15 protein-coding genes and 1 tRNA gene are annotated in these 11928 nt (G+C 71.8%); 10 read left to right on the top strand and 6 right to left on the bottom strand.

What is annotated here, in order from left to right; all coding sequences use genetic code 11:
• Positions 1-921 (top strand): oxidoreductase, encoded by a 921-nt coding sequence (locus tag ACZ7LE_RS22040; protein ID WP_470405387.1) that lies wholly within the window; start codon positions 1-3, stop codon positions 919-921.
• Positions 922-945: 24 nt separating this feature from the next.
• Here the strand turns inward: ACZ7LE_RS22040 and ACZ7LE_RS22035 are convergent, their stop codons facing one another.
• On the bottom strand, positions 946-1353 hold the full coding sequence (locus ACZ7LE_RS22035; RefSeq protein ID WP_470405386.1) for a carboxymuconolactone decarboxylase family protein: 408 nt from the start codon (positions 1351-1353) through the stop codon (positions 946-948).
• 237 nt (positions 1354-1590) lie between these two features.
• On the opposite strand from ACZ7LE_RS22035, the gene ACZ7LE_RS22030 reads away from it, so the two are divergent.
• The 4 genes from ACZ7LE_RS22030 to ACZ7LE_RS22015 are packed head-to-tail and all read left to right on the top strand — an operon-like array spanning position 1591 to position 3101.
• On the top strand, positions 1591-2052 hold the full coding sequence (locus tag ACZ7LE_RS22030) for a hypothetical protein (protein WP_470405385.1): 462 nt from the start codon (positions 1591-1593) through the stop codon (positions 2050-2052).
• A complete protein-coding gene (locus ACZ7LE_RS22025; RefSeq protein ID WP_470405384.1) occupies positions 2049-2273 on the top strand; it encodes a hypothetical protein in 225 nt (74 codons plus the stop codon). Before ACZ7LE_RS22030 ends, ACZ7LE_RS22025 begins: the two co-directional genes overlap by 4 nt.
• A gap of 45 nt (positions 2274-2318) precedes the next feature.
• The gene (locus tag ACZ7LE_RS22020; protein WP_470405383.1) at positions 2319-2852 is read left to right on the top strand and encodes a P-loop NTPase family protein; all 534 of its coding nucleotides are present in this window, start codon (positions 2319-2321) and stop codon (positions 2850-2852) included.
• Positions 2853-2909: 57 nt separating this feature from the next.
• Complete coding sequence (locus ACZ7LE_RS22015; protein WP_470405382.1) at positions 2910-3101, top strand: hypothetical protein; 192 nt, start codon at positions 2910-2912, stop codon at positions 3099-3101.
• Between the two features lie 12 nt (positions 3102-3113).
• On the opposite strand, the gene ACZ7LE_RS22010 is transcribed toward ACZ7LE_RS22015, so the two are convergent.
• Positions 3114-4037, bottom strand: a complete 924-nt coding sequence (locus ACZ7LE_RS22010; RefSeq protein ID WP_470405381.1) for a S66 peptidase family protein — start codon at positions 4035-4037, stop codon at positions 3114-3116.
• A gap of 31 nt (positions 4038-4068) precedes the next feature.
• Positions 4069-4515 carry a VOC family protein gene (locus tag ACZ7LE_RS22005; protein ID WP_470405380.1) on the bottom strand — a complete coding sequence of 149 codons (447 nt, stop codon included), beginning with the start codon at positions 4513-4515 and terminating at the stop codon, positions 4069-4071.
• A 205-nt stretch (positions 4516-4720) separates the two neighbouring features.
• Here ACZ7LE_RS22005 and ACZ7LE_RS22000 point away from each other — a divergent pair, with 205 nt between their 5' ends.
• Positions 4721-4888, top strand: a complete 168-nt coding sequence (locus ACZ7LE_RS22000) for a hypothetical protein (protein WP_470405379.1) — start codon at positions 4721-4723, stop codon at positions 4886-4888.
• A 312-nt stretch (positions 4889-5200) separates the two neighbouring features.
• Here ACZ7LE_RS22000 and ACZ7LE_RS21995 read toward each other — a convergent pair.
• A tRNA-Ser gene (locus ACZ7LE_RS21995) sits at positions 5201-5287 on the bottom strand.
• A gap of 233 nt (positions 5288-5520) precedes the next feature.
• On the opposite strand from ACZ7LE_RS21995, the gene ACZ7LE_RS21990 reads away from it, so the two are divergent.
• The 3 genes from ACZ7LE_RS21990 to ACZ7LE_RS21980 are packed head-to-tail and all read left to right on the top strand — an operon-like array spanning position 5521 to position 8677.
• Positions 5521-6162, top strand: coding sequence for a DUF4956 domain-containing protein (locus tag ACZ7LE_RS21990; protein WP_470405378.1), 642 nt, complete (start codon positions 5521-5523; stop codon positions 6160-6162).
• Complete coding sequence (locus ACZ7LE_RS21985; RefSeq protein WP_470405377.1) at positions 6159-7007, top strand: polyphosphate polymerase domain-containing protein; 849 nt, start codon at positions 6159-6161, stop codon at positions 7005-7007. Before ACZ7LE_RS21990 ends, ACZ7LE_RS21985 begins: the two co-directional genes overlap by 4 nt.
• A complete protein-coding gene (locus tag ACZ7LE_RS21980) occupies positions 7004-8677 on the top strand; it encodes a carbohydrate-binding domain-containing protein (protein ID WP_470405376.1) in 1674 nt (557 codons plus the stop codon). The genes ACZ7LE_RS21985 and ACZ7LE_RS21980 overlap by 4 nt, the downstream gene beginning before the upstream one ends.
• Positions 8678-8749: 72 nt before the next feature.
• Here the strand turns inward: ACZ7LE_RS21980 and ACZ7LE_RS21975 are convergent, their stop codons facing one another.
• A complete protein-coding gene (locus tag ACZ7LE_RS21975) occupies positions 8750-9745 on the bottom strand; it encodes an arabinan endo-1,5-alpha-L-arabinosidase (protein WP_470405375.1) in 996 nt (331 codons plus the stop codon).
• 219 nt (positions 9746-9964) lie between these two features.
• Here ACZ7LE_RS21975 and ACZ7LE_RS21970 point away from each other — a divergent pair, with 219 nt between their 5' ends.
• A complete protein-coding gene (locus ACZ7LE_RS21970; protein WP_470405374.1) occupies positions 9965-10921 on the top strand; it encodes a transglutaminase domain-containing protein in 957 nt (318 codons plus the stop codon).
• A gap of 61 nt (positions 10922-10982) precedes the next feature.
• Here the strand turns inward: ACZ7LE_RS21970 and ACZ7LE_RS21965 are convergent, their stop codons facing one another.
• Complete coding sequence (locus tag ACZ7LE_RS21965; RefSeq protein WP_470405723.1) at positions 10983-11804, bottom strand: Sir2 family NAD-dependent protein deacetylase; 822 nt, start codon at positions 11802-11804, stop codon at positions 10983-10985.
• Positions 11805-11928: the final 124 nt, after the last annotated feature.

Genomic DNA, 11928 nt, shown 5'->3' with positions numbered 1-11928 from the left:
ATGAACCCGTGGAACACCTCCGACATCCCTGACCAGACCGGCCGCCTCGCCGTCGTGACCGGGGCGAACTCCGGCCTCGGCCGCGTGACGGCGACCGAGCTCGCGCGGCACGGCGCCGACGCTGTCCTCGCCGTCCGGAACGTCGCGGCGGGCGAGGACGCCGCACGCGCCATCGCGGCGGCCGTACCGGGCGCCAAGCTCCGGGTGCGGTCGCTCGACCTGGCCTCGCTCGCGTCGGTGCGGACGTTCGCCGACCGCCTCACCGAGGAGCTCGGCCGGATCGACCTGCTCGTCAACAACGCCGGTCTCGTGCTCCTGGGGCCGCGGCGGACGACGTCCGACGGCTTCGAGCTGCACCTCGGCACCAACATGCTGGGCCACTTCGCGCTCACGGGGCTGCTGCTCCCGCTGCTCGCCCGCGGGGACGCGCCGCGCGTCGTCTCGCTCAGCTCGATCACCCACAAGACCGCGCACCTCGACTTCGACGACCTCATGGTCGAGCGCGACTACCGCGCCTCCCCGGCCTACGGGGCGTCGAAGCTCGCGAACACCGTGTTCGGCATCGAGCTGGACCGGCGCCTGCGCTCCGCGGGCTCGCCGGTGCTGAGCGCGCTCGCCCACCCGGGCCTCTCCGGCACGAACCTCACACCGCGCGCCTGGGCGGACCGGGGCCGGGCCGGCGGCCTCGTGGCACGGCTGGGCCTGCTCGTGACCCAGCCCGTCGAGCGCGGCGCGCTCCCCCAGCTCCACGCCGCGACGGCGACCGGGGTGCGCGGCGGGCAGTTCTTCGGCCCCGCCGGGTTCCGGGAGGTCCGCGGGCGCGTCGCGGAGGTGCGCCCGTCCGCCGAGGCGACCGATCCCGCCGTCGGACGGCGGCTGTGGACGACCGCGCAGGAGCTGACCGGGGTGGTGTACCCGTAGGCCCCGGGGAAATGCCGGCCGAGGTCAGGCCAGCGGCATCAGGCCGCGCTCGGCGAACACCTTCTTGGCGACGGCGACGGCGTTCAGGGCCCGCGGGAACCCGCAGTAGACGGAGCTGTGCAGAAAGACCTCGATGATCTGCTGCGGGGTGAGCCCGACCTTCAGCGACGCGCCGATGTGCACCTCGAGCTGCGGCTCGCTGCCCCCCATCGCGGTGAGCATCCCGAGGGTCACGAGCTGCCGCTGCTGCGGGTCCAGCTCGGGCCGGGACAGGATGTCCCCGTAGCCCCACGCGACGATCTGGTGGCCGAGCTCGGGAGCGATGTCGGCCAGCGACTCGATGACGCCATGGCCCGCGCCGTCGTGGAACGCGTCGAGGGCTGCCTTGCCGGATGCGAACCGCTCCGCGCGCAACGTCTCGTTGTCAGACATCGATTTTCTCCTTCTGACTGCCTGCAGGGGTGCTGTCGGCTCGTTCGAGGGTGAGCGCCGGTGGGCGCGATCCCCAGTCCAGCCCATGACCGGCCGGGGACGCAAGATCTCGCGGGTGATATATGCCCTGGTCAACTGGTCTTTCCGGGGCTGGGCGGCCCAACGTCCCTGGTGAGGGCCGAACCCGGCATCTCAGTACATCTCGACAGCGGGCAGGCCGAGCACAAGAATCACCCCATGGACGCGGGGCTGCGGGCGACGGCGGAGCGGGCGCTGGAGCGAGCCCTGGGCCACCAGCGATGGCGCGTCGACGGGGAGAAGGTCATCGCCACGTTCGCGTTCGGTGGCTCCCTGGCGATCAACGCGACGGCCTGGGAGGCCGGCGCCACGACCGGCCTCTGGCCCACGGTGGGCGTGGTGATCATGGCCCTGGCTGCCGCCGCGACGATCGTGCTGTACATGGCCGACCGCATCCGAGAGCCGGACGTGACGGCCACGCTCGCCCGCTCCCGACGCGAGCAGTGGGACGCCGCCCGGACCGAGGCGGAGTTCTTCCGCGCCCTGTACGTCCGGGTCGCCTTCAACGAGCACGTGCTCCGGACGACCTACGCCCTGACCTGGGTGTGCGTGTCGCTCTCGGTGCTCGCCCTGGTCGCGGGATCGCTCGCGATGCTGACCCTCCCGGCCGGACGCCCATGAGGGACGACGGCCTCAGGCGGGCGGGCTGGGGGCCGCTGCGCTGGCCCTGGGAGGCGTGCTGGATCCGGCAGGCCGAGGAGGTGGTGGACCGCGAGCTGGCGCGGTGGACCGACCCGCCGGACGATGCGACCCCGGCGTCGGACCCGAGGCGCGACGAGCCGGAGCGCGATTCGGACGGGCACACCGAGGACGGCGAACCCGAGCACGTCGCGGAATCCTGATGCCCGCGCGGTCCGGCCTGGACTACCTTCGGCACGGTGCACAGGGTGTCGGTGGTCGGAGCGTCCGGGTCAGGCAAGTCCACGTTCGCACGACGGCTGGCGGCACGCCTCGACGTCCGGCACGTGGAGCTGGACGCGCTCTACTGGGGCCCGGGGTGGACCCCGCGCCCGCAGGAGGACTTCGTGCGGGACGCCGAGGCCGTGATCGCCGGCGACGCGTGGGTCGTCGACGGCAACTACTCGGGCCTGCAGCCGGCGATCTGGGCGCGCGCCGACACCGTCGTCTGGATCGACCCGCCGACGCCGCTCGTGATGGCGCAGGTGTACTGGCGCACGCTGCGGCTCGCGGTGAGCCGCGCCGAGCTCTGGCCAGGTTCGGGCCTCCGCCAGCCCTGGGACGATGTGCTCGCGCCCTGGGGCCGGGACTCCATCATCCGGTGGTCCTGGGGCCAGCGGAAGCGCCACCCCGAGCGCTACGGCGCCGCGATGACCGACCCCGCGAACGCCCACCTGACGTTCCAGCGGCTGCGGTCCCGTCGGGAGGCGGACGCGTTCCTGGAGCGGGCGGTGCTGGGCTGAGCGTGGCTCGGCGGGACGGCCACGGACACACACCGGGCATACCAGTACGATCCCCCCATGCCAGCGGATGACGCGAAGTTTGAGGGAAAAGAGCTCAGTCGCCTCGGGGACACGCCCCGAGACACCTTTGCGCGACGTCAGGTCGACGTCCTGCGGACGCAGCTCGGGCAGTTTCGCTACCTTGTCGCCGACTTCCGCAAGGCCGGTCGCTGGCTGGCGAACACGCTGTCGGGTCGCCGCGGGGCCTGATCGCCCCCGGCGTCAGGCGCTCAGCGCCCCGACCGTCAGCGTCCCGGCGTCGGCGTCGAGCTCGCACCTGACCCCGAGCGGCACGGAGACCGGATTCTCCAGGTGTCCGAGCGGGAGCCCCGCGAGGATCGGCACGCCGAGCGGGCTCAGCCGGTCCCGGAGCACGTCCAGCACGTTCCAGCCGCGGTCCTCGTAGTCCTCGAACCCTTCGAGCGTGCCGACCGCCACACCTGAGATCCCCGCGAGCGCGCCGGACAGCAGGAGCTGGGTCAGGGCGCGGTCGACCATCCCGAGCCCGACCGTCCGGTTGAGCTCCAGCAGCAGGACGTGACCGTCGAGATCGTTGTCGACGATGCCGACGCTGCGCGCCAGCATCTCGAGGTTGCCGCCGAACAGCGGCCCCGAGGCGGTGCCGCTGGTGGTGAGGTAGGCACCGTACTGGCCGTTGTCCCTCCGCACCGGCTCGCCGGCCTCGCCGCGCAGGAGGCGCAGCACTGTCTCCGCCCTGGTTCCGGCCACGGCGCCGTGGACCGACGGGACGCCGGCCTGGTGCCAGACCTGGTGCAGTGCGGTGATGTCGCTGAACCCGATCAGCGGCTTGGGGTCCGCCCGGAGCGCGTCGGTGTCGACGTCGGGCAGCAGGCGAAGGCTCCCGCTCCCCCCACGCAGGGTGAGGATGGCCCGGACCTCCGGGTCCCGGATCGCGTCGTTGAGGTCCGACGCGCGTTCCGGGTCGCTGCCGGCCATGTAGCCGAACCGGTCGTCGGCGTGCTTGCCCAGGCGCGGTTCGAAGCCCCACGACTCGACCGTCGCTACGCTCTCCGCCAGCCAGGACTCGTCGCTCCAGCTTGCCGGCGAGACGAGCGCGACGGCGTCGCCGGGCTCCAGCTTCCGGAGGGGTGTTACCTGGGGCCGGGGCTGTGCGACGCGCGACATGCCCCGGACGTTACCCGCTCGCCGGAGGGGGTCACTCTCCGCCCGGGTCCGCGGTGATCCCGTGCAGCAGGCCGGTGGTCTGCCCGATCTCGATGAGGTAGCCGTCCGGGTCGCTCAGGTAGCACCGCAGCTCAGCCCCGCGATCCTGCGGTTCGGTGAGGAAGTACGCCCCCTTCGCCCGTGCGTCCGCGTCGAACGCGGCGATGTCGGCGACCCGGACGTTGAGGAACGCCGAGACCGGGTCACCGGGTTCGGGCGGCGTGAGGACGACGTCGGGCTTGTCCGGGGTCGGTCCGCCGCCGGGATTCATGATGATCCAGGTGTTGGCGACCCGGACCGTCGCGGGATTCTCCGCCCGGACGACCTTTCCGCCGAAGATGGCGGCGTAGAACTCACGCGACACCGCGACGTCGCGGACGGTCAGAAAATGGGTCACGACCAGCCCCTCGGTAGGGGCAGGAAAGTCGTCGGTGGTCATGGTGCTGCTCCTGTCCTTCGCGGTCTCAGGTCGCCGCAAACATGCCGACCGGACAGGCACCGCAGCTGTGACCGTCAGCTTTGGCGAAGCAGCCGGATCGGGTCGCACGACGAACGCCTCACCATGCTCCTGCTCGGAGGCCCTCGATGCTCTTGGTTCACTGATGCCGGACCGGAGGCGATGCCCGGGCACGTAGCATCTGGCCATGATGGACCTCGGCACCTGGACTGACTGGGTAGGCACCCTCGCGCTCGGCGCGATCGCGTTCGCGGCCGTGCTGATCGCTGGTCTGCGCGAGGCTCGACGCTTCCGCGATGCCCGGCCCGATCGGAAGCGCGACACAGGTTTCCGCGACACAGATTCCAGTGAGTGAATCACTTCGAAGGTGCGGACGCACCCCGTGGGCCCCCTAATGCAGGACTACCGGTTCGTGGCCGGCGTCCCTGCAACTGAGTTCACACGGAGGGCCTGAGCCGCCGGCCCGGCATGAGCAGGGCGCTACCGGATCGACAGACGGCGTCACGCCAGCGTTGCGAGGTCGGCAGGTTGCGTCGAGGTCGGCACAGGCCTGTGCCGACCTGAATGCAATCTGCCGACCTGAACTGCGAACTGCCGACCTGGCGGCGCGCCACAACGAACGAGCCCCTGACCACATAGGTCAGGGGCTCGTTGATCACTCTGGGTGCGGTAGCGGTGGGATTTGAACCCACGGTGGACTTTCACCCACACACGCTTTCGAGGCGTGCTCCTTAGGCCGCTCGGACACGCTACCTTCGCCCGCTACCTCAGTAGCAGACCGTAGGAGGATACCCGGTCCAGGCCCGGTTCCACGAATCGGTTCCCTGACGGCGTCCGGCACGCCCCCGACGCCCGCCCTCGACTCCGGGCAACCAGGCGCCCAGCCACATCCCAGTGGGCCACAGGCTCAGCCCAGCCGTGCCCCAGGAACCGCCTGGGTCCATGCGTTTACCTCGTGTTCATCACCCCGCAAACCCCGGAGATCCGATGAACCAGCTCATGCTCTACGCGGTCGACCTCGTCGCCGTCACCATCCTCACCTTCGCGCTCTACTTCCCGCGGCATCGCCGGCGCGACCTCGTCGTCGCCTACCTCGGTGTCAACGTGGGGGTGCTCGCCGTGTCCGCGACGCTCTCCGCGAGCGCCGTCGCCGCGGGCCTCGGCCTCGGCCTGTTCGGCGTGCTGTCGATCATCCGGCTGCGCTCCACGGAGCTGTCGCAGCACGAGGTCGCCTACTACTTCGCGTCGCTCGCGCTTGGTCTGCTGGGCGGTCTCGGGACGAGCGCCGGCTGGCTCGGGCTCGCGGGCAGCGGGCTGATCCTCCTGGTCATGGCGCTGGCCGACCATCCCCGCCTGTTCGCGCGGCACCACAGCGAGCTGGTCGTCCTCGATCGCGCGATCCCCGACCAGACCGAGCTGACCGCGCACCTGGAGCAGCTTCTCGGGGCCCGCGTGCACGCCCTGTCCGTGCAGCGCCTGGACCTCGTGAACGACTCCACCTGGGTGGACGTCCGCTACTCCGAGGCACGCCGCCTGCCGGTCGTGACCGACGACGGCACCGGCGCCCCCACCACCCTGCACCGGGAGACCGTCGGCGGCGGGCACCCCGAGCTGGCGGCGGCCCGATGATCGACGCCCTCGCTCCCGTGACCCTCGACGAGCTGAACGAGGCCGCCGCGCTCCAGACCCGGCGCGACCGCAAGTACGTGCTGACCCCGGACGAGCTCGACGACCTGCTCGCGGCCCTGCCGCCGGCTCGGGTGCTGGAGATCGACGGGTCCCGCTCGTTCGCCTACGACTCCACCTACTTCGACACCCCGGAGCTGGACGCGTACCGCCTCGCGGCGACGCGCCGCCGTCGCCGGTTCAAGGTCCGCACGCGGACCTACGTGGACACCGGGTCGTGCTTCGTCGAGGTGAAGACCCGGGCGGGCCGCGGCACCACGGTCAAGGAGCGGCAGCCGCACGACGACGCCGACCACCTCGGCCCCGCCCGCACCTTCGTCTCCGACCGCCTGGCCGACGCCGGGGCGCCGTCGGCGCCGGTGCTCACCCCGACCCTGCGGTCGCGGTACCACCGCACCACCCTGCTGCTCGACGACGCCCGCGTCACGCTCGACACCTGCCTCGTCTGGGACCTGCTGGGCCGGACCGACGCCGGCCCGACCAGCACCGACACGACCGACGCCGTCGACCACGCCACCTGCCCGGACGTCCGCCGCAGCGCCACGATCGGCGACCTCGTGGTGGTCGAGACCAAGACCGCCGCCGGCTCCGGACCCTCGTCCGTGGACCGTCTCCTCTGGCGCGCCGGCCACCGTCCCGACCGCATCTCCAAGTACGCCACCGGGCTGGCCGTGCTGGAGCCCGGCCTGCCGGACATGCCCTGGCGGCGCCTCGTACGCCGTCGGCTCACCGCGAGCACGTCCACCACCGCACGACACCTCCTGACCAGCGAGAGGACCTCAGCATGAAGATCCGCCGACCCCGCCCCTTCCTGACCGCCACGATCTCCGGTGCCCTCGTGCTCGGCGCCCTCGCCGGGTGCAGCACAGCCACGGCCGGGACCACGAGCGGCACGGGCACGACCACCACGACGACCATCTCGGAGGTGGCGACGACCACCGACGATGCGCTGGCCGACAACGAGGACTACTCGGACCTCGCGGCCCGCGCCGACGAGACCTGGGACACCGCGGACGAGACCATCGTCTCGCTCGACGGCGACACCGCCACCGTCTCGGGCGACGGCGCCACCGCCGACGGCTCCACCGTCACCATCTCGGCGCCCGGCACCTACCGGATCAGCGGCACCCTGGACGACGGCCAGATCGTGGTGAGCTCCGAGGCCGACGGCCTCGTGCGGCTCGTGCTCGACGGCGCGGACATCACCAGCTCGACCGGCTCCGCCGTCGCGGTCACACAGGCCGACGACGTGTCGGTGGTGCTGGCGGACGGCTCGTCCAACAGCCTCACCGACGCCGCGACGTACGCGGACACCAGCGAGGACGCGCCCAACGCCGCCCTGTTCTCGGCCGACTCGATGGTCGTCTCCGGCACGGGTTCCCTGGACGTCACCGCCAACGCCAACGACGGGATCGCCTCCAAGGACGGCCTCGTGATCGCGGGCGGCGACATCACCGTCACCGCGGTGGACGACGGCGTGCGCGGCAAGGACTTCCTGGTCGTCACCGCCGGCACGCTCGACGTCGACGCCGAGGGCGACGGCCTCAAGGCGGACAACGAGGACGGCACCAACGACGACGGCGAGACCGTCGGCTACGCGGCGCTCCTCGGCGGCACCGTCACGGTCGCGTCCGGCGACGACGGCGTGCACGCGGAGAGCGACCTCGTCGTCGACGGCGCCACGGTCACCGTCGCCGAGTCCGTCGAGGGCCTGGAGGGGGCGCACATTCTGGTCGCGAGCGGCACGGTGGACGTCACGTCGTCCGACGACGGCTTCAACGCCGCGGGCGGCACAAGCACGACGACCGACACCGCAACGACGGACGACACCGCGGCGGCCGCCACGACCGGCCAGGACGCCGGCGCCCCGGCTGCCGCGGAAGGCGAGGCTCCTGCGGGAGGCGAGCCTCCGGCGTCGGGCACCATGCCGGACGGCGAGCCGCCGCAGGGCGGTGGCGGCGGGGGCGGCGGTATGCCGGGCGAGGCCGCGGGCGACTACTCGCTCGTGATCACGGGTGGCGGCGTCACGGTCGATGCCGGGGGCGACGGCCTGGACTCGAACGGGACCCTCACGATCTCGGGCGGCGACGTCACGGTGTTCGGCCCGACGGACGGCGGCAACGGCACCCTCGACAGCGCCGGCGCGCTCACGGTGCAGGGCGGCACGCTGCTCGCCGTCGGCACGTCGAGCATGCTGCAGACGCCGGGCGACGGCTCGGAGGGCTGGCTCGCCGCGACCTTCGACACGTTGGCCGCGGGCACGGACGTGACCGTGGTCGACTCGTCCGGCACCTCGGTGGCCGAGGTGACCCTGACCAAGGACACCCAGTCCCTGGTGCTGGCCTCCGCGAACGTGACCACGGGCGAGGAGTACACGATCCAGGCCGACGGCGCGGACGTCACGACGGCCACGGCGGGCGACGCCCCGGCGAGCACCGGCATGGGCGGCCGGCCCTGACCCCGCAGAAAGCCGTGTCAGACGCTCAGGTCACTCCGGTGACCTGGGCGTCTGACACGTCGAGGGGCCGGCTCAGTAGACGTAGGGCCAGCCCGCGGAGTCGTAGCCGAGGAGGTTGATGCCCAGCCGCGAGGCTCCGCTGTCGGTGTAGTAGTGGTAGAAGAGCGCATCGGCGTCGCTGTCCGGGAGCACCGCCTGGTGGCCGGGCCCGTGGATGCTCCCGTGGCCGGCCAGGATCTCGGTGCCGCCGCCCGACGTCATGGCCGTCCCGGCGCGGTCCACGTAGGGTCCGGTGACCGACGTCGACCGGCCCACCATCACGCGGTACGTGCTGCTCGCGCCCTGACAGCAGGCGTCGAACGAGACGAACAGGTAGTAGTAGCCGTTGCGGTAGTGGATGGTCGGCGCCTCGATGGCACCGCCGCCCCGGCCGGCGATGCTCGCGAACCCGGACCCCGACCGCTTGCCCGTCGAGGAGTCGAGGTCGATCATCTTGATCCCCGACCAGAACGAGCCGAAGCTCAGGTGCCAGCGGCCCGACTGGTCGATGACGAGGTTCGGGTCGATCGCGTTGAAGCTGTCCGACGTGTTCGACTCGACGACGAGGCCCTGGTTGGTCCAGGACCCCTGCGCGCCCGTGGTGCTCGTGGCGAGGAAGATGCCGGAGTGGTTCGAGCCGAAGGTCGACGCCGAGTAGTACAAGTAGTAGCGGCCGTTGACATAGGTGATGTCGGGCGCCCAGAGGTGGTTGCTGCCGTTCGTGTACGCGTGCGCCCAGGAGGCGCCGTCCGGGAACACCGCCCCGGCGTCGCTCCAGCGGGTGCGGTCCGTCGACGTCTTCAGGGTGATCCCGTCGCCCGTGTGGGCGAGCAGGTAGTTGCCGCCGGGCGACTTGGCCACCTCCGGGTCGTGCACACCGGTGCTCCCGGTGACGATGCCGGGGTCGGGGTAGGCCGCCACGGCGGCGGGCGCCGCCGGGGCGATCGCGAGGCCTGTGGCGACGAGCAGCGCGACGGCCGCCTGTCGGCGTCGGGCGCTGGGGGTGGGACGTGCTCGGAACTGGTGCATCGTTGCCTCCGTCCGGTACGTGCCGGGCCCGACGGAGCGGTGATTGTGAGCGCTCACAACCGCCGCCGGACCATCGTCGCTCCGGCTTCTACAAGGTTGTAGAACAGTGTGGAGGCGGGTGAATTCGCGCGTCAAGAGGTTGCCCGGGTTCGTCGAACTCCCTGTGAAATGTCCGGGGTCGCGGAGTAGTGTTCCGGACACCGCCGAGGGAGGACACCGATGCCCGCGCCCACACTCTTCGACTACGCGGACCACAGCCCGTACTCGAATCCCGGACACCACACCGGATACTTCACCGAGCTGAGCACCGACCCGGACGAGCTGCACCGGTTCGCCTGCACCGCCGTCGTGCACTACCGGGCCGACGGCCCCACGCTGACCGAGGCGCAGAAGAGCGACCCCGACCGGCGCTGGCTCACCTCGATCCTGGACGCCGCGGAGCTGCGCGCGCCCCTCGACGGTCCGCGTACGCACGCGCAGCAGGTGGCGGGATGCTGCCGCGACCACACGCTGCTGACGCTCGGCGTGCTGCGCACGCACGACGTCCCGGCGCGGTCCCGGATCGGCTTCGCCACGTACTTCACGCCGGGCTGGAACGGCGACCACGTGGTGGGCGAACGGTGGGACGGCAAGCGCTGGCTGCGGTTCGACCCCGAGCTCGACCAGCAGGACTTCGACTTCGACGTGCACGACATGCCCACCGGGCCGGAGTCGCCGTTCGTGACGGCGGCCGAGGCGTGGCTCGCGATCCGCGCCGGGACCGCCGACCCGGCGACGTTCGGTGTGACGGCTGAGGTGCCCTTCCTGCACGGCAAGGACTTCGTCCGCTACTACGTGCTGTACGAGGTGGCGCACCGGCACCGCGACGAGCTGCTGCTCTGGGACCTGTGGGGCCCCGAGCTGGGCACCTCGTACGTCCGTGAGGCCGCGAGCGGCCAGGCGGCCACGTGGGTCGAGGAGGCGGGCCTGCCGGGCGCCGAGATGTCCGACGCCGAGTTCGACGCCGTCGCCGACGAGCTCGCCTACCTGCTCGTGGCCGCCGACTCCGGGGACGGCGAGGCCGCCGACCAGCTCGCCGAGCTGTACCACGGGGACGCGCGGCTGCACCCGGGCAACCGCGTGCTGACGCTCTCCCCCACGGGCCACGCCGGCATCACCGACCTCACGACCCGCTGACGCCACCCGACGTGTCAGACGTACGGATCACTCGGGTGACCTGTACGTCTGACACACAGGGTCAGGCGGGCGGCGGCAGGCGGCGGACCAGCTCCTGCAGGACGTCGCTCGTCCCGGCGTCGATCTTGACCGTCGCGTACTTGTCCCCGCGGGTGATGCCGCGGTTCACGATGACGACGGGCTTGCCCGCCTCGGCCGCGTGCCGCACGAACCGGAGCCCGCTCATCACGGTCAGCGACGAGCCGGCGACGAGCAGCGCGTCGGCGGAGTCGACCAGCGCGAACGCCCGCTCGACCCGCTCGCGCGGCACGTTCTCGCCGAAGTAGACGATCTCGGGCTTGAGCACGCCCCCGCAGAACTCGCAGGGGGCCGGCTTGAAGTGCGCGGTCGACTCGATGACGGCATCGGCGTCGGGCGCGATCTCCACGTCCGCGACGTCGCCCACGGACTCCAGGAAGCCCGGGTTGAGCTCGGTGAGCCGCTCGGCGAGATGGGTGCGCGAGATGACCCGGCCGCAGTTCAGGCAGATCACGCGGTCATAGCGTCCGTGCAGGTCGATAACGTTGCGGGAGCCCGCGTCCTCGTGCAGCAGGTCCACGTTCTGCGTGATGATCCCGGCGAGGATCCGGCGCTCCTCCAGCTCGGCGAGCGCGCGGTGCCCGGCGTTCGGCGCGGTGCGGTCCACGTGCTGCCAGCCCACGTGGTTGCGCGCCCAGTAGTGTCGGCGGAACTCCTCGTCGCCCACGAACTGCTGATAGGTCATCGGGCTGCGGGGCGGCGAGTCCGGGCCGCGGTAGTCGGGGATGCCGGAATCCGTCGAGACCCCGGCGCCCGTGAGCGCGGTGATCCGGAGGCCCGAGAGCACGTCCACGGCGTCGTCCACGGTGGTGCGGGCGACCTCGACGGGCTCGGGCTGCCACGTGGTGGGGCGAGCTTGAGGGAACACGCTTACGAGGGTATGTCGCCGAGTGCCCGGCGCACCCGTGGTGTGTTCGATTTCGCACCGC

This window comes from Promicromonospora sp. NPDC110617 (assembly GCF_055598465.1).
Note: the sequence above shows the minus strand (reverse complement) of the source record. Positions and strands in the feature narration are given on the sequence as shown.